Source organism: Vibrio sp. 1249-1 (assembly GCF_033340495.1).
In genome coordinates this window covers 39,009-61,755 of the sequence record NZ_JAWOWJ010000005.1, presented here as the reverse complement: position 1 = coordinate 61,755, position 22,747 = coordinate 39,009, and the positions used below count along the sequence as shown (strand labels likewise).

Genomic DNA, 22,747 nt, shown 5'->3' with positions numbered 1-22,747 from the left:
TCTACATTATATTTTCTTAGCAGCTTTCACTAAGTAATTGTTACTTTGACAAGGCAACAAGTTTTCGCGACTCCTGAGCATGGTTCACCATGTGATGGAGCGAGTGCGTGCAGTCAACAACGCTACAACGATAACTATGACGAGAGTTTTAGCCGAGGCGTTTCACCGTCATGACATCCTTGATCTGTTCCACACGCTTCGAAACCCGCGAAAGCACCTCAATATTGGTGACTTCTAGGTCAAAGTCCATGATGGCAAGTTGACGTCTGTAGTCGACTCGGTTCTTCATACTGGTCACTTTGATCTTTTCGTTGGCGAACAGTGTCGTAATGTCTTTGAGTAGACCACCTCGCTCCATCGCTTCAACACGCACGGTGAGGATGTATGACCCCACAAAGCCGCTGCCCCAGACCGTATCGATGATGCGCTCTGGCGCATGATGGCGCAGTTCTTCTAGCTGTTCACAGTCACTACGGTGTACTGAAATCCCACGACCTTGCGTTATGTAACCAGAGATATCGTCACCTGGAATTGGCTGACAGCAACGTGCTAGATGTGTCATTAGGTTATCGACGCCTTCTACTACAACTGCGTCTTTTTTCGGTCGGCTTTGCGCGGGTGATTTATGCTCAGCTTCTTGCAGTTTTTCCAGTGCTTGCTGGTCTTCTTCCTCTGCCGTTGGCTTGTTAACTAACGCGTTAATATGGTTAATGATTTGGTTGATGCGCAAATCACCGCTACCTACACCAACATACAATTCATCTGGTGTTTTGACGTTAAACCGCTTGAGGGCGTAATGCTCTGCATCTTTTAACGTTGCGCCAATTTTGGCTAACTCATGCTCAAGGATTTCACGACCTGCTTCAAGGTTCTTCTCACGGCTTTGTTTTCGGAACCAGGCGTTAATTTTGGCACGCGCACGACCAGAATGAACGAAGCCTAATGATGGGTTTAACCAGTCACGTGATGGGTTAGGTTCTTTCTGAGTGATAATCTCGACTTGGTCACCCATATGTAATTTATGCGTGAACGGCACAATACGACCTCCGACTTTGGCACCGATACAACGGTGTCCCACTTCGGAGTGAATGTGATAGGCAAAATCTAGCGGCGTTGCCCCCATTGGCAAATCGACAACATCACCACGTGGTGTAAAGGCATAAACACGGTCATCAAAGACTTGGCTACGTAACTCATCGAGCATTTCGCCAGAGTCAGACATTTCTTCTTGCCAATCCAGTAGCTTACGCAGCCACGTGATCTTCTCATCATAACCGCTTCGGCTGCTTGCCCCTTCTTTATATTTCCAGTGCGCGGCAACACCCAGCTCCGACTCTTCATGCATTTGCTTGGTACGAATCTGGATCTCGATGGTTTTGCCTTCTGGCCCTAGAATTACTGTATGGATCGATTGATAACCGTTTGGTTTAGGGTTAGCAACGTAGTCATCAAACTCGCTCGGTAGATGCTTGTATTTGGTGTGAACTACACCCAAAGCCGCGTAACAATCTTGCAGTTTGTCTGCGATGATACGCACTGCTCGCACATCAAACAGCTCATCAAAGGCCAAACTCTTTTTCTGCATTTTTCGCCAAATGCTGTAGATGTGCTTAGGTCGACCACTCACTTCGGCATTGATGCCCGACACTTCCATTTCGTGCGTGAGGTCTTCAACAAAGTCTTTGATGTACTGTTCACGAACGATGCGCCTCTCAGAAAGCTGCTTGGCAATTTGTTTGTAAGTTTCCGGCTGTTGGTAGCGGAAAGCGTAATCTTCAATTTCCCATTTCAGCTGACCGATGCCTAATCGGTTTGCTAGCGGCGCATAGATGTTGGCACACTCTTTTGCCGCCGCACGTCGAACTTCATCTGGCGCTTTTTTAACTTCAATAAGGTTACAAATTCGTTCCGCGAGCTTGATAACTACGCAGCGGAAGTCATCCACCATGGCAAGCAGCATGCGGCGTACGTTATCTACCTGAGATGACGCTGCACTGCCTTCCATGTTGACGTTGAGTTGGCCAATAGCAGCCATTTCTTCAACGCCGTCGATTAATTTTATGATTTCTTTGCTGTATTTCTCTTCCAGAATTTCTCTGTTAAAAGCACCACTTGAAACCAAAGGAAACAGTTGAGCAGCCACTAAAGTGGCTTGATCCATAGACAAGGTGATCAAAATTTCGATCATTTCTCGTCCACGCCACAACAACAGTTCCGCTTGCTCGTTATCAGCTAATACTGTCTGGCAATCTCGATATACTTCGATTAAGCGTGAGGCTGTGTTTTTCTCTTGTCCTAGGCTAGCCACCCAGTTTTCGAGTTCAAACTGTTCATCTTGGTTTAAATGCGCGCTTCTTACCGCAACCATCTCATCATCCTAATTATTATATTCGTGTGGTTTGACTAACACCGTCCAGGTTAGTTCTTTTTACCGCGCGTACACGCTGGCTTTATGACCACCCACCACAAATAAGGGGTCAAAGTCCTAAAGTTAGGACTTTTCAAACAATGCCATCGATTCTAGATGACTGGTATGAGGGAACATATCCAGCATACCTAATTTAGTTAATTTATAGCCTTGCTCTATCAAGCTTTGACTATCCCTAGCAAGGGTAGCAGGATTACAAGAAACATAAACTACACGCTGTGCGCCAAGCTCAGAAACTTGATCGATGATCCCACTCGCTCCCGCGCGTGCCGGGTCTAATAATACTTTATCAAACCGCTCTGCGGCCCAGGCTTGGCCTTCAAAATCTTGCTCAAGGTTAGCGTGATAAAATTGCGCGTTATTGATTTGGTTCAAAGATGCATTGTTTGTGGCTTTTTCTACCATCTCTGCAACACCCTCTACTCCAACCACGTACTTAGCTAATTTCGCAACTGGTAAACTAAAGTTGCCTAAACCACAGAACAAATCTAACACTCGGTCACTCTTTTGTGGGTCTAACCACTCAACCGCTTGTTTGACCATTTGTTGGTTTACACCTTGGTTTACTTGAATAAAGTTATTTGGTGCAAAAGGGATTTTCACTCCAACTTCTTGATAAAAAGGCATATCGCCTTCGATAAGGTCTAATTGTTCTGTCGATGGCATTAAGTACAACGATGCGCCATGACGTTTTGCCAACTCCGTTAGAGATTGAGTTTCACTCGTTGTCAGAGCGCTCAAGTGGCGCAGCGTAATACACGGCCCATTATCACCAAGTACCAGCTCTACATGACCTAATTGTTCCGGCTTTTTGAACGCTTTTAGGGCTGAGTAAATCTCTGGCAGCAAAACATTCAGTTCCGGTGCCAGCACTGGGCAATCGGTCACTTGCGCAATTTGCTTACTCTGCTTTTTACGGAAACCAAAATGTAGCTGACGTGTTTTTTTATCAACAAACAAGCTCACTCTCGCACGGCGACGGTAGGCCTGCGAATATCCCAATAACGGGGCATCTAGTTCAATGTCACTGCCTGAAAATTTTCGCATTAGCTGACGCAACGTTTGCTGTTTGTACGTCAATTGTTGGTCATAATCTAGATGCTGCAAATCACAGCCACCGCACTCATGATAATGTGGGCAAAATGGCTCCACACGAGCTTCACTCGGCTTAAGGATTTTAATCAACTTACCGCGAGCGTATTTGCTCTTTTCTTCCACCAATTGAGTGACCACCTCCTCACCCGGCAGTGCTCCATCAATAAACAATGGCTTCTTTTTGAGGTAAGCAATGCCTGCGCCGTGGTGATCTAAACGCTCTACTTGCACTGCTTGGTGCCGAGTATTGAGTTGGGTTTTCTTTTTCGGTTGAAAGATGCGTGCCATGCTCTATGCCTGATTTATGTGTAATTGCTCTTCGGCTTCACTATTCTTGATTGCAGCCGTTGTGTGATTCGAGTGACTTGATTATGCTTACCGTTTATTCGGTGACGTCACTTCTTTGCTCAAGGCTTTATCGTGCGCTTGAGAAATAATGCGTTATTTTCCCATATCCAGACTCCGATGTAATTAGATAACATGACCAGATATGGCTTACGAGCACGTGTAATTACACTAACTCTCGCTCCCACTCTCATTATTGGTTTATTACTGAGCGGCTTTTTCTCATTTAACCGCTACCAAGACCTTGAGAAACAAGTTATCACCACTGGTAACAGCATTATTGAGCCGCTGGCGATTGCCAGTGAAACTCATCTACTATCAGAAAGCCGAGAGGCGGTACGTCGCTTGATAAGCTACGCGCACCGCAAAAACTCCAAACTGGTTCGTAGTATCGCGGTATTTGATGAACATCATGAGCTCTTTGTGACCTCTAACTTTCATCCTAATTTTGAAGCCTTGATGTTTCCCAAAGATAAACCGATCCCGCAACTGGGTAATTCGGAAATCTACGAAAACTCACTGATATTGCGTGTCCCCATTTTGTCAGAAGGTCACTACTTAGCGGAGTTGTCGAACGAAAGCCAAGGCACAAAAGCGATTGGTTACATCGCCGTCGAGTTAGATCTCTCCTCCTTGAGGCTGCAACAGTATCAAGAAGTCTTCTCTGCTTTTTTAGTTCTGGTTCTCGGTCTTGGCTTAGCAAGTGTGTTTGCTTCACGTCTAATGCACGATGTGACCCAACCTATCACCCACATGAAGAATGTCGTTGACCGCATTCGCCGTGGTCATCTGGATGTGCGTATCGAAGGCAAAATGCACGGTGAGTTAGACCAGCTAAAAAATGGCATCAACGCCATGGCGGTATCGTTATCAGAATATCACGTGGAGATGCAGCACAGTATAGACCAAGCCACGTCCGACTTACGTGAAACGCTTGAGCAGCTAGAAATTCAGAACGTTGAGTTGGATATCGCGAAGAAACGCGCGCAAGAAGCGGCCAGGGTTAAGTCAGAGTTCTTGGCGAACATGTCGCACGAGCTGCGTACTCCGCTCAATGGGGTGATTGGCTTTACTCGTCAAATGCTTAAAACGCAGCTTTCTAACAGCCAAACGGATTACCTACAGACGATTGAGAAATCGGCGAACAACCTGCTGAATATCATCAATGACATTCTCGACTTCTCGAAACTTGAAGCGGGTAAGCTGGCACTCGAAAACATTCCTTTTGATTTCCGAGAAAGTTTAGAAGAGGTAATTAACCTACAAGCCACAAGTGCACATGAGAAAGGGTTAGAAATCACCCTAAAAGTGGACCCTAAAATTCCACCAGGTTTAGTTGGGGATCCACTACGTATCCAGCAAATTTTGACGAACTTAGTCGGTAACTCAATCAAGTTTACCGAGCGAGGCAACATTGATGTTAGCGTAGAAATGCGCTCTCAATCAGGAGACTCCGTCGAACTGCAATTCATGGTGCGTGATACCGGTATTGGTATCTCTGAGCGTCAGCAAGCGCAGTTGTTCCAAGCCTTTAGCCAAGCAGATGCAAGTATTTCACGTCGTTACGGCGGTACTGGTCTTGGTCTGGTTATCACTCAGAAACTGGTGAGCCAGATGGGCGGCGAAATCAGTTTAACCAGCCGTCTACACCAAGGTTCAACCTTCTGGTTTACGGTGCGCTTGCACTCAACTGAGATGCCAATGAGCGAACTGATTGAAGTGGAACTTCTGACTGGGAAGCAGTTACTGCTGATTGAACCAAACATGCAAGCCGCATCCGTAACCCAACAGATTCTAAGTCAGGAGGGTATTTTAGTAACCTACCGCTCTTCGCTACCAAACAACGAAGAACAATATGATTATGTACTGTTGAATTTAGCGGCCAACCAGACTCACGATGCGGAAGTTATTACACCTTGGATAGAACAAGCGAAACGCATGGCTCCGAGTGTTCTCCTAGGGACACCGAGTACCGAATTGGCGCTTGCGGACCAAATAATGACAGAGCATCACGTCCAGTGCCTGACGAAACCATTGTCTCGCCGTAAGTTGCTACAAAGCCTGATTAGCGAACATGTAGAATCGCCACCGGTATTAAGCGCTCCAATTACGCCAAGCGAAGGGGACCGTTTACCTCTCACTGTACTAGCAGTGGATGACAACCCTGCAAACTTGAAGCTGATCTCTGCACTGCTCCGCGAACGAGTAGAAACCGTCACCGCCTGTAGCAATGGCCAGCAAGCGGTGAACCTGGCGACAGAGAAAAAGTACGATTTAATCTTCATGGATATTCAAATGCCACAAATGGATGGGGTGACCGCTTGTAAGCACATTAAAGAGTTGGAGCTAAATAAAGACACGCCAGTGATTGCGGTAACGGCACATGCCATGGCAGGGGAACGAGACCGCTTGCTCTCGGCAGGAATGGATGACTACTTGACCAAACCTATTGAAGAGCATGTGCTACAACAGGTTTTGGTTCACTGGAACCCAAATGCTTGTACAGAGAGCATTGGCAAAGTCGCCCCTTCATACGTTGATGAACCTGAAGGAAGCGCACCACAATCCGTTTCTTCGCCTCAGCAGGATGTGATTATTGATTGGCAAGCAGCCTTGAAACAGAGCGCGAATAAAGAGGATCTCGCTAAAGACATGCTACGCATGTTGATTGAGTTCATCCCTGAAGTAGAAGCAGTCGTTGACCAAGCTCTGGAGCAAGAAGATATCTCTCGTGATGACCTAATTCATGTCATACATAAGCTGCACGGCAGTAGTTCATATTGTGGCGTTCCAAGACTGAAGTCACTCTGTGCGACGCTTGAGCAAGCACTGCGCTCAGGGATCAGTCTTGAGGAGGTTGAGCCTGAAATGTTCGAGCTGCAAGATGAAATGATTAAAGTAACAACAACCGCAAAGTTATACCTTGAACAGTGATCTATTGAAGAGAAACAAAAGCCAGAGCAAATGCTCTGGCTTTTTAGTATTTTGTTTAAGACTTACAAGCTAGGATTCAAAAATGACCGTCGCCACAGCGTAATGACGCTCATCGGAAATGGACAGGTGAATGTGGTTAACACCCATCGCATCCGCTATTTGCTTGGCTGTGCCCGTCAATGCGAGTACTGGTTTTCCAAGCTCATCGTTCGAGATGGAAAAGTCGTGAAACGTGACCCCTTTTGCGATCCCTGTCCCCAATGCTTTTGAGGCAGCTTCTTTAACAGCAAAGCGCTTAGCAAGATAACGACCTTGCAGCTTAAGCTGTGAGAATTTGGCCATTTCTTCTTCTGAAAGAATCCGCTGAGCAAAAGGTTCACCACTACGAGCTAACGCTTTTTCAATACGCTCAATTTCTGCAATGTCGGTCCCTAACCCTATAATCGCCATCTAGATAGCCCTATGACTGGCGAGCCTCAATCATCAATGCTTTCATGTCAGCAACCGCTTTATTTAAACCATCAAATACCGCGCGACCAATGATTGAGTGACCAATGTTGAGTTCGTAAATTTCTGGTAATGCAGCAATTGGTGCGACATTGTGATAAGTCAGGCCATGCCCGGCATTAACAATAATACCTAGATCATGTGCATAACTAGCACCAGCGGCAATCTTCTTCAGTTCAGCTTGTTGCTCGTCTTCTGTCGTCGCATCTGCATAATGGCCAGTATGTAGCTCAATAAACGGAGCGCCACACTTTTTCGCAGCTTCAATCTGTTGACGGTCAGCATCAATAAAGAGCGAAACTTTGATGCCTGCATCTGTCAGCTTTTTCGTCGCAGCTTTAATTTTTTCAAGCTGCCCTACTACATCTAAGCCACCTTCCGTCGTCAGTTCTTCACGCTTTTCAGGCACTAAACACACAAACTCTGGTTTAGTTTGCAGCGCAATCTCAACCATTTCGTCCGTCACTGCCATCTCTAGATTCATACGCGTTTGAATGGTTTCACGCAGAATACGTACATCACGATCCAAAATATGGCGACGGTCTTCACGTAAGTGGATAGTGATACCGTCCGCGCCTGCACGCTCAGCAATTTCAGCAGCGTGAACAGGATCTGGGTATTTTGTACCACGTGCATTACGTAGAGTGGCAATATGGTCGATATTGACGCCTAAATAAATTGAGCTCATTTTCCGTTACTCCGTGCTCTGGGGGTCTGAATGAAAAATTCACGACTTTTTAAAGGTTTGCCGCCAAGATACGGCTTTAAGGCTATACGTGTAAAGCGTTTTGCCGCTTTTAGCTGCTCTTTAGTGACGAACCGCCGCTCACTGATAGCAATCAGTTCATTCCCTAAAAACGTGAGGTTATCGCGCCTAACAGAAGCAATAAACCCTTTCTGTTCCCGGTAACGATAGGTCATTTCTGGGTCGACGGGCTCGCCGGTACCTGCACAATGCAAAAAATCCACGCCATACCCCATCGAAGACAGCAAGGCTAACTCAAAACGACGCAGTGCAGGCTCAGGGTTCTCGTTGTGCGCCAACTCGGTTAACGCATGCAAATAATCATGAAATAGTGCTGGCATCGGCACTTCAGCCATCAAAATACGGCCAATCAGTTCATTGACGTACATGGCTGAGTAGAGATTAATGCCCGTTAACGGCAAACCTAGACTTATCGGCTCGGCTTGACGCAAAGTTTTCATTGAGCCTTTCCCCGACCATTTAAGTAATAGCGGGGTAAAAGGTTGCAATGCGCCTTTTAAGTTCGAACGCTTACTGCGCGCGCCTTTGGCCATTAAAGTCATTCGGCCATATTCCTCACTAAATACATCAAGGATTAAGCTCGATTCACTGTAAGGGCGTCGGTGCAATACAAAACAGCGCTGTAAACCTTCGGAAGACAGATTACTCATCTAAGTCATTGTGCCTAAAAAGTGTGAAATAAAAAATAAGGAGCCGAGCGGCTCCTTATTTTAATCGATACTGATTTTTCATCGATGTTGGAGCGAAGCACCTTCGCAGCCAAGATTATAAATCGTCTATATAACCCAACGATCGCAACGCTCGTTCGTCGTCTGCCCAGCCAGATTTCACTTTTACCCAAGTTTCTAGGTAAACCTTACGACCGAACAATTCTTCCATATCTAAACGCGCTTCGCGACCAATGGTTTTAATCTTCTCGCCGCCTTTGCCAATCACCATTTTCTTCTGGCCATTACGCTCAACAAGAATCAAGGCATTGATGTGGAAACCGTCGGTTTCTGGGTTGTAATCAAAACGTTCAATCTCAACCGTTACTGAGTATGGCAGCTCTTCACCAGTAAAGCGCATCAGCTTTTCACGCACAATCTCAGACGCCATAAAACGCTGAGAACGGTCAGTCACGTATTCTTCTGGGAAGTGATGCGTTGCTTTAGGTAAGTGATTACGCACGTGCTTACGCAGTACGTCAATGTTCTTACCTTGCTTGGCAGAGATTGGCACAACATCCACGAAGTCCATCTTCTTAGACATCTCCGCCATGTGTAGCATCACGTCGTTACGATCTTGTACGTTGTCGACTTTGTTTACACAAAGCACAACTGGGAAGTTCGATTTTTGAAGTTTGGTCAGCACCATCTCATCATCTTTAGTCCAATGCGTACCATCGACTAAGAAGAACACAAGGTTTACATCACTCAATGACGAGTTAGCTGCACGGTTCATCAAACGGTTGATCGCACGCTTTTCTTCAATGTGAAGTCCAGGCGTGTCGACGTAAATCGCTTGGTAATCGCCGTCCGTATCCACACCCATAATACGGTGGCGTGTCGTTTGCGGCTTACGAGAGGTGATCGAAATCTTCTGACCCAAAATCTTGTTCAAAAGTGTCGACTTACCTACGTTTGGACGACCAACAATAGCAATAAAGCCACAGTGTTGGTTTTCTGGCGAGCTTGGCTCACCCTGTGATGCGAAAAACGCATCGATATCGAATTCGTTATCAGCCATTTGTTAATTGCTCAAGTGCTGTTTCAGCAGCCGCTTGTTCTGCCTTGCGGCGGCTGGTGCCTTTACCGATTACAGGCTTATCCACACCTGCTACTTCACACTCAACCGTGAACTCTTGGTTGTGCGCTTCACCTTTAATATTAGTCACTGTGTAGACAGGCAGCGGTTTTCTTCTGCCTTGTAGGAACTCTTGTAGGCGAGTTTTCGGATCTTTCTGTGAAACGCCTGGTTTAATGGCTTCAAGGCGTGACTGATACCAACTCAGTACAATGCCTCGCACAACTTCAAGATCACTGTCTAGGTAAATTGCGCCAATAATGGCTTCAACCGCATCGGCTAAAATAGAGTCTCGGCGAAAACCGCCACTCTTCAATTCACCTGGACCTAATTTTAAATAATCTCCTAGATCGAATTCACGACCCAGTTCCGCCAATGTATGTCCGCGAACCAAAGTAGCACGCATGCGGCTCATGTCACCTTCGTTCACTTTTGGGAAACGATGGTACAGATCATCGGCGATGACAAAACTTAAAATTGAATCGCCCAGAAACTCAAGACGTTCATTGTGCTTACTGTTGGCGCTGCGGTGCGTCAGCGCCAAATTGATAAGCCCGGCATCTTGAAACTGGTAGCCGAGCTTTCTCTCTAGTTTATCAATTGGAGAATTCATACTCTCTCGATATTTGAATGGTTAGTGAATGCCACCGATGCGGTTAAAACGCACACCAGTTGGAATCCATGAAGGTAGAACACTATCTGCGCCACGATCAAACTCGAAGCTGATCCAGATCGCGACAGCTTTACCGACTAAGTTTGCTTCTGGAACAAAGCCCCAGTAACGGCTGTCAGCACTGTTGTCACGGTTATCACCCATCACAAAATACTGACCTTGTGGTACAACCCACTCTGTCGTTCCGCTGCGTGGGAAATATTGCTCCACGCGGTTACGCACAAGAGGGTTAACCAAAATATTGTGCTCAACGTTACCCAATTTTTCATCCAGTTGGATCATTGGAATACCGTTCGAGCTAAACTGACTTTCTTCAACATTGCTCAGTTTAACTGGCTTACATGCCGATTCGCCTAGGCTTTGCACGCAAAGCTGCTTATCACTTGAATAACGCACGATATCACCAGGTAAACCAACTACACGCTTAATGTAGTCCACACTTGGTTGTGGTGGGTATTTGAATACCACGATATCACCACGCTCAGGCTTACCAGTTTCCACTAGCTGAGTACGCCATACTGGGTCTTTTAGACCGTACGCGTACTTCTCAACTAAAATGAAATCGCCAACTAGCAAGGTAGGCATCATTGAGCCTGATGGGATTTGAAATGGTTCGTAGATAAAAGAACGTAATACTAAAACGAACGCGATCACAGGAAAAATAGAGACGCTATTTTCAACCCACCAAGGCTGACGCTCTACTTTTTGCAAGGTCACTGCATCCAAACCATTAGACGTCTGAGCTTGAATCTCAGCCAGTTTTTCCTGACGCTTTTTCGCGAAAACCAGCTTTTCCAATAGCCAAACCACGCCAGTTACCAAAGTCGCAATAACCAACATCAGTGAGAATGTATTCGCCATTAAATTCCCTTATCTAAAAATACGAAAGTGAAAGAGCCGAAACCCTTTCACTTATTTTAATATCTAACGTCTTAAGACCGACAAGTGTGAGACAAAGTTCAACTTTAGTCTTTACCTACGTGAAGGATGGCTAGGAACGCTTCTTGAGGCAGCTCAACGTTACCGATCTGCTTCATGCGTTTCTTACCTTCTTTCTGTTTCTTCAGAAGTTTCTTCTTACGACTTACGTCACCGCCGTAACATTTCGCAATAACGTTCTTACGCAACTGTTTTACCGTTGAACGAGCGATAATGTGGTTACCAATTGCCGCTTGGATTGCGATATCAAACATTTGGCGAGGGATGAATTCTTTCATCTTCTCTACCAACTGACGACCGCGAGTCTGAGACTGATCTTTGTGTGTAATCATCGCCAATGCATCAACAGTATCACCGTTAAGAAGAACGTCTACACGTACCATGTTCGAAGCTTCAAAACGCTGGAAGTTGTAATCCAAAGATGCGTAACCGCGTGATGTTGATTTCAGACGATCGAAGAAATCCAGTACCACTTCAGCCATTGGAATATCGTAAGTCACAGCGACTTGGTTACCGTGGTAAACCATATCAACTTGACTGCCTCGCTTTTCAACACACAGGGTGATTACGTTACCGAGGTACTCTGAAGGCACAAGGATATTACAACGTGCAATCGGTTCACGAATTTCTTCAATATCATTGATCGCTGGTAGTTTTGCTGGGCTATCAACATACAGCAGATCGCCATCCGTCTTCTCAACTTCGTAAACTACCGTTGGTGCTGTGGTAATAAGATCCAAGTCGTATTCACGCTCTAGACGCTCTTGGATGATTTCCATGTGCAACATGCCAAGGAAACCACAACGGAAACCAAAGCCAAGTGCCGCAGAGTTTTCTGGCTCGTAGAATAGCGATGCGTCGTTAAGGCTTAGTTTGCCTAGTGCGTCACGGAAGTTCTCGTAATCGTCAGAAGATACAGGGAACAGACCTGCGTAAACCTGAGGTTTAACTTTCTTAAAGCCTGGTAGCGGTTTATCACAACCATTCTTCGCTAGAGTCAGCGTATCACCAACAGGGGCACCAAGAATGTCTTTGATACCACAAACAACCCAACCTACTTCACCAGTACGAAGGGTATCGGTATCTACTTGTTTTGGCGTAAAGATACCAAGGCGGTCTACACCCCAAACTTGGCCCGTACTCATCACTTTGATCTTATCGTTCTTCTTCAGTTCGCCGTTTTTAATACGCACTAGAGAAACAACGCCAAGGTAGTTATCAAACCATGAGTCTATGATCAGCGCTTGTAGTGGCGCATCTGGATCACCTTCCGGTGCTGGAATCGCTGACACAATGTTCTCTAGAACGTCATCAACACCAATGCCTGTCTTCGCAGAACAGCGGGTTGCTTCCATTGCATCGATACCAACGATTTCTTCAATTTCTTCCGCTACACGCTCAGGATCGGCTGCTGGTAGGTCAATCTTGTTCAAGATTGGCACAACCTCTAGATCCATTTCGATCGCGGTGTAACAGTTAGCCAGTGTTTGAGCTTCAACACCTTGACCCGCATCCACAACCAATAGCGCACCCTCACAAGCCGCTAGAGAACGTGATACTTCATATGCAAAGTCAACGTGCCCCGGAGTATCGATGAAGTTCAGCTGATACGTCTCACCGTCTTTAGCGGTGTAGTTTAGCGTCACACTCTGAGATTTGATGGTGATGCCACGCTCACGTTCAAGATCCATAGAATCCAGAACCTGTGCGGCCATTTCACGATCGGTTAACCCGCCACAAACTTGGATTAGACGGTCTGATAGGGTCGACTTACCATGGTCGATGTGGGCGATAATCGAAAAGTTACGAATGTGCTTCATAGATTTAGGGTGACTAACTCTTTACAAATAGGGACAGTAAGAAACGCCATCTACTGACGGCATTTCAATCAAGTTGGCAGATTCTACCGAATTTCGTTAACGGGCGCACGTAATTTAAAGTACATACCCAAATAACCTTTAGTGGAGGGGGACAGCACTTACTGGATTGGCTCTCCAAGTACCCGAACGAGGGTAACTTGGCGCTTGGATTCATCTTCTAACGGACGAGAAACACGTTTTGCGATCCACATTCCACCAGCGGCAAACAATACCGATGCCAATATGATGATGCCTTCCCCGCCGGCTGTCAGCGGCGCTAATAGGAAGTGACCAAACATCGCACCGATAATCAAACCAAACAATGGCAGTAAATAAACCGCCATTGCTGATTTTATTAGGCTTGACTCAGGAAAACCAATCTCGACGACTTGACCTATTTTCACCGATTTATCCGTGCGCAGGTGCCAAGATAAACTCTTGTTACCAATGGCTTTAGTAACAACGCCCGTTCCACAGCTTTTCTGTGAAGAGCAACTACTGCAACTGGTCTGCTGTTCGCAACTTAAATCAATTTCGAATTGCTTGCCGCGACGATGCACGTCTGTCACGGTAGCCAACGCGGTCATCATTGTTATTTACTCTTTGTTACATTAAATGTGACAGATTGGGCGATACGCTGTGCTGTGGTCGGTGGAATGTCTCCTACAACAGAGATTTCATGTTGACCGCTCACAAAACTGTGTAGCGTTCTTCTGCCTTGGCGAACCAACTGCCCTTTTAACGAATGCTCATCTTTGTTTGCTACGTAAACAGAGAAGCTAAACAGACCATCAGAATACAGCTGGCTCTCCACCATTTGATTAGTAACGGCCATTCGATAGCGGTTGAGCTCGTTCGGCTCGAAACCCTCAGGGATCCAACCAACCTGCCAATTACTGGTCCCAATATCGCCTTTTGGCATGGTGAGAACAGCAGGTAATTGAACATCTTGCAGGCCACTCATTAACTCTGCGATTTTTGGGTTTACCGTGTAAGAAATAGTGCGATATTGTTCAAGCATCTCACCATCGCGGTCCACAAGGTCGGCACGTAACGGCAATTTACTCTTCTCATCGATCCATAGTACGTATGAATAGCGCAGACCGTCTTTAGGAACAATACGCAGCACTTGTGTTGCCACACCAGCTTCACGAGCTCTACCCACTTTTACATAGTCGTAATACAAGTTTAGCTCATCGATATTGGTGTTGAGCATAGGCATAGTCGGAGCGACCATTTTACCTGACTCGATGGTGAACGGTTCTAAACCCGTTTCGATGTAACTTACTTCAGTTCCGCGACGAATCACTTCACGCACGGGGCCACTTAAGTAGACAAGGTGAGCATATTGATCGTCACCATGCGTGGCATGACGATACAGCAACGGCTCAATGCTGTTCTTTTTGATAAGGATATAAGAGAGTTCGTAACTTAAATTCTTACTCGCCTCGCTCATTTGATGCAATAAAGCCTCCGCTGGCTTATCACCAGCAAAGGCTTGAGAAGACATCATACTGAACAGAGCGCAAGCGCTGATCAGAAATTTTTTCATTCAATATCCGGATTCAGATTTGCATCTTGTTGAGATGCATCACTGTTAATTCGTAACTGCAATTCGTAGTCTCGCAGCATAGCATGAACACGCTTGCGCTGCTCTTGCATATTTGCCTCGCCTACAGAACGTTCTACAGACTCACGAGTCAAACTCACTGGTTCTGCGCTGCCAGCAAACGGAACCGTCTGCAATACAGGTAATTGATCTGTTTGCGGCGACATTGAATCGCTACCACCGTACTGCTGTACACCTAAAATAACAACAAGCGATACACATGCAGCAACAGCAACTTGACCAAACTGCGTCAACCAACCTGGCAACTGACGTTTTGCTTTTTGCGGTTCTGGTTGCGACTCTTTTGGCGTATCCGCAATTGAGATAACATTTGCACTGTGCGAATCAAACGCACGGTGTGCAGGTTCATCTTCTAACGCTAACGCCACGCTTTCAGCAATATTCCACTCAGGTTTTGCTGGCGCTTCGCCTCGCATCACATCACCAATCAGGTGATAGTTCTGCCAAGCATCACGGCTCTCTTGGTCTTGCTCTAACTCTTGAATTAAAGCCTTATCGACCAATTCTCCATCCATGAGAGCTGAAAGTTTTTCTTTGTCAGCCATTATTTTCACCATAGTTATTACTTGTACTAGCGTTGCAAAAGAGGTCTGATTTTCTTTTCCACCGCCTCACGAGCACGGAAGATACGCGATCGTACCGTTCCTACCGGGCAATCCATCACTTCTGCAATTTCTTCATAACTCAAGCCATCGAGCTCTCGTAATGTCATTGCGGTTTTTAAATCTTCAGGTAAAGCTTCGATTGCACTGAACACCACCCGTTGCAATTCTTTGGACAACGTTAAGTTCTCAGGGTTCGATATTTCTTTAAGTGCACTACCTGTTTCGTAAAATTCAGCATCTTCAGCATCGACATCTGTCGCTGGAGGTCTACGCCCTTGAGCAACAATGTGATTTTTCGCAGTATTCACTGCAATGCGATACAGCCACGTATAAAACGCACTTTCCCCACGAAAGCTAGGGATAGCTCGGTAAGCTTTAATAAACGCTTCTTGTGCTACATCTGGTACATCGCCAGGATTACTAACGTATCTGGAAATAAGATTACATACCTTATTCTGGTACTTTGTTACCAACAGGTTGAATGCTTGCTTATCGCCATTCTGAACTCGCTCAATCAATACTTGATCGGTCAGCTGCTCGTTCATTCGAGCGGATACTCCTATTTGTTATGCCCCTACTCTTCTCAGATATGGGTACTAATTATGCAAAACGTAGTATTGACACCACTGCTTACTTGAGCACTATTGTGACCCTAACGTGAATGAGAAAGTTCCATGGTTTCTCAAGTTTTTTGTCATTGTTTTTTCACAGTGTGATGTCTGTACCCAAATGACCACCGCTGCCTGACTTTAGTCTAAGTTTGACAAGCGAGCATCTTGGAGGGAAATGGGTATAATGAATGATCTCTGTCCCAGATTGTGCTGGGTCGAGCATGGAAAAGCAATGGCATTGACAAACTATTACTTTTCATTTGCATGGCTAATGGCTATCTGAACACCGCGTTACAAATTATAACTTAGGAAGCATGCTCATGCTCTGCATGAAAAAGAAGAGTGGCTCAGTCACCGCAGTAACACGGACGTCGATAGGTCTCCCAACTTAGCCCTTAGCGACAGATGTCGCGATAATGGAATGCACATGGTGTGCAAATAATACACAAGGTAACTTTGTTACCTTAGCTTGGGATTATAAAAGTTATATGAACACAAATCGTGAACATGAGTGTGATGTATTAGTGGTAGGGAGTGGCGCGGCAGGTTTGTCGTTGGCTTTGCGCGTTGCTAACCACTGTAAGGTGATGGTGCTGAGTAAAGGACCACGCAGCGAAGGGGCGACCTACTATGCTCAAGGCGGTATCGCTGCCGTATTTGATGAGTCAGACACCATTGATTCACACGTTGAAGACACGCAAATCGCCGGGGATGGTATTTGCGATGAGGAGACCGTAAGGTTCATTGCTGAGCATTCAAAAGAGTGTGTACAGTGGTTGATTGACGGTGGTGTCCCATTTGATCGTGAAGAAGATGACTCTGACGATGAACCTCGCTACCACTTAACTCGTGAAGGTGGTCATAGCCGTCGTCGTATTCTTCACGCGGCAGATGCGACAGGTATGGCGATGCAAACCTCCCTGCAAGATAACGCTCATAACCATCCAAACATTCATGTTCTCGAACGTCATAATGCTCTGGACTTAATCACCGAAGACAAAATTGGCGGTGATAAAAACAAAGTTATCGGTGCTTATATTTGGAACCGCAACGAAGAGCATGTCGAAACCGTGCGAGCCAAATTTGTGGTTCTCGCTACAGGTGGGGCTTCAAAGGTTTATCAATACACCTCTAACCCAGATGTGTCGTCTGGTGATGGTATTGCGATTGCTTGGCGTGCAGGGTGTCGTGTAGCGAATATGGAATTTAACCAGTTCCATCCGACGTGTTTATATCACCCAGAAGCACGTAACTTCTTGCTGACTGAAGCGTTGCGTGGCGAAGGTGCTTACCTGCGTCGTCCAGATGGCTCTCGCTTTATGCCGGATTTCGATGAACGTAAAGAGCTTGCTCCGCGTGACGTCGTGGCTCGTGCTATCGACTTCGAAATGAAGCGTTTAGGTGCCGACTGTATGTATCTCGACATCAGTCATAAGCCTGCTGACTTTATTACGAAACACTTCCCAACCATTTATTCACGTTTGATGGACTTGGGCATTGACATGACTAAAGAGCCAATCCCAATCGTACCTGCTGCACACTACACTTGTGGCGGTGTCATGGTGGATAGAAATGGCAGCACCGATCTGAAAAATTTGTATGCGATTGGTGAAGTTAGCTACACCGGGCTGCATGGTGCTAACCGCATGGCATCAAACTCACTTCTCGAATGCGTGGTTTATGCTTGGTCTGCGGCAAAAGATATTCTAAAACATCACACTAACGTTGAGCTACCCTCACAGGTGCCATGTTGGGATGAAAGCAAAGTAACCAATAGTGATGAAGAAGTGATCATTCAGCACAACTGGCACGAGCTTCGTCTGTTTATGTGGGACTACATGGGCATTGTGCGAACTGACAAGCGTTTAGAGCGCGCCTTACGCCGTATCCAACTGTTGCAACAAGAAACACACGAGTACTACAGCAATTTCCGAGTGTCGAACAACTTATTAGAACTGCGTAACCTTTTACAAGTCGCAGAGTTGATGGTTCGTTGTGCGATGCAGCGTAAAGAGAGTCGAGGTTTGCACTACACACTTGATTATCCGAACCAACTGGAAAACAGCGGACCAACGATTTTGGTTCCAGCTAAACAGCTTTAACTTTGCCAAGTAAACTATTAAATCAGCAGGGAGCATTAGCTCCCTGTTTCATTTCCCATTGGCGTAATACCAAAGATAGTTGACGATACTGCTCATCGTCACAGCTATCACGCCAAATCGTAACACTACGGCCAGATTGCAATTGGAATGTTATCTTGAATGGTGATGCCGATGTATCGACTCGCTGTAAATGACCCTTTTCGGACTCAATATCTTCCGAGTATTCGCCATATTCAAGGGCATCAAACCTAACCGAGCCATCGCAGTGCACATACCAATGCCCATGACTTGTAGGTTGAACAAGGCCTTGGCTTGAGAGAGCCTTAACAATCAGTAATAACAAATAAGTCGATAATACGAGCGGAATGCTAGAGAGGATAACAGCCCAAGTCATCAATAAGAAAAGTACAACATTGAAGACTCGGGCAGTCAGAGAGGGAGAAGCAGTAAAATTAACGAACTTTGCTGAGGTTATGGGCGACAATTTTATCAACCATTGCTGCATGACCTAAATTTTCGCTACGGCCATGCCCCATTACCCAAGTAAACAGATCAGGATCATCGCATTCAAGTAAAGAAACAAAGTCACGCTGCTCTTGTTCACTCAGAGTATCAAAGCACTCTTCAAAAAACGGCATAATTACTACGTCAAGCTCAAGCATGCCTCGACGACAAGCCCATTTAATACGCGCTTTTTCTTCCGGAGTGTACATTCACTATTCCTTCATAGATGTCTTGTTGTTAGTGCGGAGTGTAACAAGGGATGTGCTACGTCACTAGTGTGCGGGTCACAATACGATAGTGAAAGCAGACAAATGTTGATTCGTAAATCGCTCCCCTAGTATCTCAAGGTTATTTGGGTATACCATAGCGGAAAAATATCTTCAAAAGGCATTGTAATTATGGAATGGCAAACTCGTTTTTCAGCATTACCTCTCTCAACTCAAGACGTACTTCCAGAGTTATCTATCTCACTGCTGGATAACTTCGGCATGATCACCATGATCGGTGATGATAAAAAATCATACTTACAAGGTCAGGTTACCTGCGATGTTGTTTCTTTAGAACAAGACCAATCAACACTGGGCGCACATTGTGATGCGAAAGGAAAAGTGTGGAGCGTGTTCCGCCTTTTCCATCATCATGATGGCTACGGCATGATCCAACCAAAATCGGCGATTGACGTAGAACTTAATGAAATAAAGAAATACGCTATTTTCTCTAAAGTAACGATTGAAGCTTCTGATGACGTTATCTTAGGTGTTGCTGGCGTCAAAGCCGACGAATTCATTTCAACAATGAGCAAGACAACTGGCAGCGTTCGCCCAGTTGACGGTGGCACAGCAGTGCAAGTTGCACAAGATCGCTGGTTACTGATATTAAGTGCGCCAGAAGCACAGCAAATCGTTGAAACTACCGACGCTGTCTTTACGACAAATGAGCTTTGGAATCGTTTCGATATTGAGGCAGGTTTACCATTTGTCTCTGCATCCGCGCAGAATGCTCACATTCCACAAGCACTTAACGTGCAAGCTTTAGGAGGCATAAGCTTCACAAAGGGCTGCTACACGGGACAAGAAACGGTAGCACGAGCGAAGTATCGCGGTACCAATAAACGTGCGATGTATATCGTAAAAGGTGCAACTTCTGCTCCATTCAGTGACGAACCAATTGAGCTCGAACGCAGCGTAGGTGAAAACTGGCGTTCAGTAGGTGCTTTATTAAATCACTACCAGTTCAGTGACAATCACGCGATTGGCCTGATCGTACTGCCTAATAATCTCGATGAGGACACTCGTCTTCGTTTGGTTGCGCAACCAGAATGTGAATGGACAATCGAATCACTGCCTTACAGTCTTGATGATGAGTAATACAATCAATACTCCTTTGATGCAATTTCTCACAGACCAACACATTCCGTTTCGTCTGTTACCGCATCAAAGACCAGCAACCACCATTGAGGATGCCGCGCACCAACGCGGCATTCGCCCCTCTCAAATGGTGAAAGCAATCTTGCTACGAGACATGGGTAATCAATATGCACTCGCCTGTGCGCCAGGTGATCGTAGCGTTGATCCCAAAAAAGTGCGCTCGTTACTGAAATATCGCCGGATGACTTGTGTTGATCAAGCCGATGTTGAGTCCATCACTGGTTACAAAATTGGTACTGTCACTCCTCTGCTACTCAAACGTCATATGCCAATCGTGTTCGACCCTAGCTTACTAGAAGAACAGGAAGTCACGATCAGCAGTGGCGATCGCATGGCTGGACTGGCGCTTTCTATTAAAGATCTTATCCAATTGTGTCAGCCGACCGTAGCTGAGATCTGTCGTTAATCGTCTAAAAACAATGTAATGACATGTAGTGTTTCTATCACTGCGTGATCTCGCTCATATCTACAAAAATAGACATGAGAATTTTTAATCACATATAAAACATAAATAGTCACAAAGATAAAACTCGTATATGCTGAATTTGTTGGTTAAGTTTCAAACAAGCACTTAACCGATATAAAGTGAGTCAGCTAGCTGAGTGACAGCATTCATGCAGTTAGTTATCCACTTTTGTGTAATGCATCTGTGACTATTCGCCCGCTGAAGCGGGCTTTTTTTTACGTGGAACTTTTTCTCTTTCATTTCCTCTAATCGTTAGAACGTAAAGTGTGTTGCGCGAGGCACGACCTTAATAGGAACAACTAGCAAACAACCGTTTTCGTTCTATTCTTAATTCTGTAACAAAACTATTGCTTAATGCGTCACGTAAAAAGGAGTGTATTGGCGTAAGGGTTCCTTTAGAGAGGTTATTTTTGGGGTAATCCTCACGCTATTTAAGAGATGACACTGTCAAATTGTCTAAGACAACACAATTCTCTGACGCAACACCCTACATCTGTATTTAATACTATTGCTGTCACAATAATTTTCGCGTCCAGAACGTAGAATACCTAGGCTAGGTTAGATAAAAGGAAAGTAAATATGAGACTGTTTAAGCGCTATACACCAAGTATGATTGCTAAACATATAAGTCGTCTTTTTAAAGGAAGAATTTATATTTACGGGGTCGGTAGATTCGAGTTTGATAACGGTAAGTTAATACTGCCGGAGAAAGCAGAGCAACGCCATTTCCGAGCGGTCAAAGAGATCAATCAAGAAATAATGAAACTCCGATGCGCATATGCTTAGCAAAATGTTGATAAAACAAAGGCTGGATTAACCAGCCTTTTGTGTATTTGAAGTTCGCTTTGCACTTACTGACGCGCCAGATCCGGCAAGTGTCCCTTTAAACCAAGCGCGCGCTTCATGATCTCATCTTTCGCTCCCGGCAGTTGCCCCGCTAAACTCAAGCCAATGCCACGAACAAGCTTCTTAGCAGGGTTCTCGCCAGAGAACAAATCTCGAAACCCTTGCATAGTAGCGATCATCTTTGCCGCTTCCGCTTTTCGCCAACGCTCGTAGCTTCTTAGGTTGCGTTTACTGCCGATATCTTGTCCCTGCTTCCAAAGTGCTAATACTTCTTGAGCAAGACTGGCCGCATCTAATAAACCTAAATTCACACCCTGCCCCGCTAATGGGTGAATGGTATGGGCCGCATCACCAACCAGCGCGACTCGCTCGACAACAAAATCTCGCGCATAGCGCATTTTCAAAGGAAACGCAGCACGCTCTCCCACTACTTCACATAGACCAAGTCGAGCATCAAACTCACTCGTCAACGCTTTATTGAAATCATGTTCACTCATCACCACTAACTGATCTGCTCGATTTGGCTCCGTGGACCAAACAATAGAGCACATATCTGGTTGCGACATTGGCAAAAATGCCAACGGTCCGTGAGGAGTAAATATCTGGCGCGCAATGCTGTTGTGTGGCATAGCAGTTTTGACATTCGCGACCAAAGCATGATGACCATAGTCCCAATGCGTTAATGGAATATCCATTTGATGGCGAAGCCACGAATTCGCCCCATCGGCTCCGACCACTAATTTAGCGGTCATGGCTTGGCCATTATCGAGCGTCAGCCAGCTTTCTTGCTCACCGACCGCGAGAGTCGCGCAACGTGCAGGCATAAACATAGTGACGTTATCGAGCTTTTGGACTTGTTCAAGCAGCGCAAGTTGAATCACACGATTCTCAACAATATGCCCTAAATCAGGTTGTGCCATACTTTGTGCATTAAATTCAATGCTGGCAAAGCTATCTTGTTCCCATACTTCCATGCCATGGTAAGGTGAAGCTCGGCGCTGTTCTATGCCCTGCCAAGCACCAAGTTTACGCAAAATCGTCTCACTAGAGCGGCTCAGCGCAGACACACGAACATCGGGTAATTCTTTCAACGAATCATCTGGCACTTTACCTTCAATAACGGCGACACGCAGATCACTGTCTTTGAACGCGGCAGCAAGTGCCAACCCAACCATCCCTCCGCCGATGATGGCGATATCTACACTTTGCATCATTGCTTTTTATT

21 protein-coding genes are annotated in these 22,747 nt (G+C 45.7%); 5 read left to right on the top strand and 16 right to left on the bottom strand.

All coding sequences use genetic code 11. The features are described from left to right. Positions 1 to 148 precede the first annotated feature (148 nt). Together relA and rlmD are read right to left on the bottom strand one after the other, a co-directional pair. Positions 149 to 2,368, bottom strand: coding sequence for a GTP diphosphokinase (gene relA / locus R7Z50_RS10980; RefSeq protein WP_005380915.1), 2,220 nt, complete (start codon positions 2,366 to 2,368; stop codon positions 149 to 151). Between the two features lie 123 nt (positions 2,369 to 2,491). Next, the gene (gene rlmD, locus R7Z50_RS10975) at positions 2,492 to 3,811 is read right to left on the bottom strand and encodes a 23S rRNA (uracil(1939)-C(5))-methyltransferase RlmD (RefSeq protein ID WP_025768846.1); all 1,320 of its coding nucleotides are present in this window, start codon (positions 3,809 to 3,811) and stop codon (positions 2,492 to 2,494) included. Positions 3,812 to 4,003: 192 nt separating this feature from the next. Between rlmD and barA the strand changes: the two genes are divergently transcribed. Beyond that, positions 4,004 to 6,802 (top strand): two-component sensor histidine kinase BarA, encoded by a 2,799-nt coding sequence (gene barA, locus R7Z50_RS10970; protein ID WP_033907441.1) that lies wholly within the window; start codon positions 4,004 to 4,006, stop codon positions 6,800 to 6,802. 69 nt (positions 6,803 to 6,871) lie between these two features. Here the strand turns inward: barA and acpS are convergent, their stop codons facing one another. From acpS to rpoE, 11 genes are all read right to left on the bottom strand, one after another. Next, entirely contained in the window at positions 6,872 to 7,252 is a 381-nt protein-coding gene (gene acpS, locus R7Z50_RS10965; protein WP_005380927.1) for a holo-ACP synthase, read from the bottom strand. A gap of 10 nt (positions 7,253 to 7,262) precedes the next feature. Next, positions 7,263 to 7,997 (bottom strand): pyridoxine 5'-phosphate synthase, encoded by a 735-nt coding sequence (gene pdxJ, locus R7Z50_RS10960; protein ID WP_005384579.1) that lies wholly within the window; start codon positions 7,995 to 7,997, stop codon positions 7,263 to 7,265. Next, positions 7,994 to 8,725: a DNA repair protein RecO gene (gene recO, locus R7Z50_RS10955; protein WP_006743310.1), complete on the bottom strand. Its 732-nt coding sequence runs from the start codon at positions 8,723 to 8,725 to the stop codon at positions 7,994 to 7,996. The genes pdxJ and recO overlap by 4 nt, the downstream gene beginning before the upstream one ends. A 115-nt stretch (positions 8,726 to 8,840) precedes the next feature. Next, positions 8,841 to 9,803 carry a GTPase Era gene (gene era / locus R7Z50_RS10950; protein ID WP_005380931.1) on the bottom strand — a complete coding sequence of 321 codons (963 nt, stop codon included), beginning with the start codon at positions 9,801 to 9,803 and terminating at the stop codon, positions 8,841 to 8,843. Continuing rightward, on the bottom strand, positions 9,796 to 10,473 hold the full coding sequence (gene rnc, locus R7Z50_RS10945; RefSeq protein WP_005380932.1) for a ribonuclease III: 678 nt from the start codon (positions 10,471 to 10,473) through the stop codon (positions 9,796 to 9,798). The genes era and rnc overlap by 8 nt, the downstream gene beginning before the upstream one ends. A gap of 21 nt (positions 10,474 to 10,494) precedes the next feature. Beyond that, complete coding sequence (gene lepB / locus R7Z50_RS10940; protein WP_042521273.1) at positions 10,495 to 11,394, bottom strand: signal peptidase I; 900 nt, start codon at positions 11,392 to 11,394, stop codon at positions 10,495 to 10,497. Positions 11,395 to 11,498: 104 nt separating this feature from the next. After that, the gene (gene lepA, locus R7Z50_RS10935) at positions 11,499 to 13,292 is read right to left on the bottom strand and encodes a translation elongation factor 4 (protein ID WP_005380934.1); all 1,794 of its coding nucleotides are present in this window, start codon (positions 13,290 to 13,292) and stop codon (positions 11,499 to 11,501) included. A 158-nt stretch (positions 13,293 to 13,450) separates the two neighbouring features. Beyond that, positions 13,451 to 13,921 (bottom strand): SoxR reducing system RseC family protein, encoded by a 471-nt coding sequence (locus R7Z50_RS10930; RefSeq protein ID WP_005380936.1) that lies wholly within the window; start codon positions 13,919 to 13,921, stop codon positions 13,451 to 13,453. A 2-nt stretch (positions 13,922 to 13,923) separates the two neighbouring features. Beyond that, entirely contained in the window at positions 13,924 to 14,883 is a 960-nt protein-coding gene (gene rseB, locus R7Z50_RS10925) for a sigma-E factor regulatory protein RseB (RefSeq protein ID WP_005380941.1), read from the bottom strand. After that, entirely contained in the window at positions 14,880 to 15,506 is a 627-nt protein-coding gene (locus R7Z50_RS10920; RefSeq protein WP_005380944.1) for a sigma-E factor negative regulatory protein, read from the bottom strand. Before R7Z50_RS10920 ends, rseB begins: the two co-directional genes overlap by 4 nt. A 26-nt stretch (positions 15,507 to 15,532) precedes the next feature. Further along, a complete protein-coding gene (rpoE, locus tag R7Z50_RS10915) occupies positions 15,533 to 16,111 on the bottom strand; it encodes an RNA polymerase sigma factor RpoE (protein WP_005380946.1) in 579 nt (192 codons plus the stop codon). A 554-nt stretch (positions 16,112 to 16,665) separates the two neighbouring features. On the opposite strand from rpoE, the gene nadB reads away from it, so the two are divergent. After that, positions 16,666 to 18,279 carry an L-aspartate oxidase gene (nadB, locus tag R7Z50_RS10910; RefSeq protein WP_130544997.1) on the top strand — a complete coding sequence of 538 codons (1,614 nt, stop codon included), beginning with the start codon at positions 16,666 to 16,668 and terminating at the stop codon, positions 18,277 to 18,279. A 22-nt stretch (positions 18,280 to 18,301) separates the two neighbouring features. Here nadB and R7Z50_RS10905 read toward each other — a convergent pair whose 3' ends face one another. Both R7Z50_RS10905 and R7Z50_RS10900 read right to left on the bottom strand, forming a co-directional pair. Then, the gene (locus tag R7Z50_RS10905) at positions 18,302 to 18,763 is read right to left on the bottom strand and encodes a protein YgfX (protein ID WP_238854778.1); all 462 of its coding nucleotides are present in this window, start codon (positions 18,761 to 18,763) and stop codon (positions 18,302 to 18,304) included. After that, positions 18,732 to 18,992, bottom strand: a complete 261-nt coding sequence (locus R7Z50_RS10900; RefSeq protein WP_005380951.1) for a succinate dehydrogenase assembly factor 2 — start codon at positions 18,990 to 18,992, stop codon at positions 18,732 to 18,734. The genes R7Z50_RS10905 and R7Z50_RS10900 overlap by 32 nt, the downstream gene beginning before the upstream one ends. A gap of 189 nt (positions 18,993 to 19,181) precedes the next feature. On the opposite strand from R7Z50_RS10900, the gene ygfZ reads away from it, so the two are divergent. From ygfZ to R7Z50_RS10885, 3 genes are all read left to right on the top strand, one after another. After that, positions 19,182 to 20,150, top strand: coding sequence for a tRNA-modifying protein YgfZ (gene ygfZ / locus R7Z50_RS10895; RefSeq protein WP_033907444.1), 969 nt, complete (start codon positions 19,182 to 19,184; stop codon positions 20,148 to 20,150). Then, entirely contained in the window at positions 20,143 to 20,616 is a 474-nt protein-coding gene (locus tag R7Z50_RS10890; RefSeq protein ID WP_033907461.1) for an aminoacyl-tRNA deacylase, read from the top strand. The genes ygfZ and R7Z50_RS10890 overlap by 8 nt, the downstream gene beginning before the upstream one ends. A 639-nt stretch (positions 20,617 to 21,255) precedes the next feature. Beyond that, complete coding sequence (locus tag R7Z50_RS10885) at positions 21,256 to 21,462, top strand: DUF1107 domain-containing protein (protein ID WP_005380970.1); 207 nt, start codon at positions 21,256 to 21,258, stop codon at positions 21,460 to 21,462. 65 nt (positions 21,463 to 21,527) lie between these two features. On the opposite strand, the gene R7Z50_RS10880 is transcribed toward R7Z50_RS10885, so the two are convergent. Then, entirely contained in the window at positions 21,528 to 22,736 is a 1,209-nt protein-coding gene (locus R7Z50_RS10880) for an FAD-dependent 2-octaprenylphenol hydroxylase (RefSeq protein WP_258636811.1), read from the bottom strand. Positions 22,737 to 22,747 lie beyond the last annotated feature (11 nt).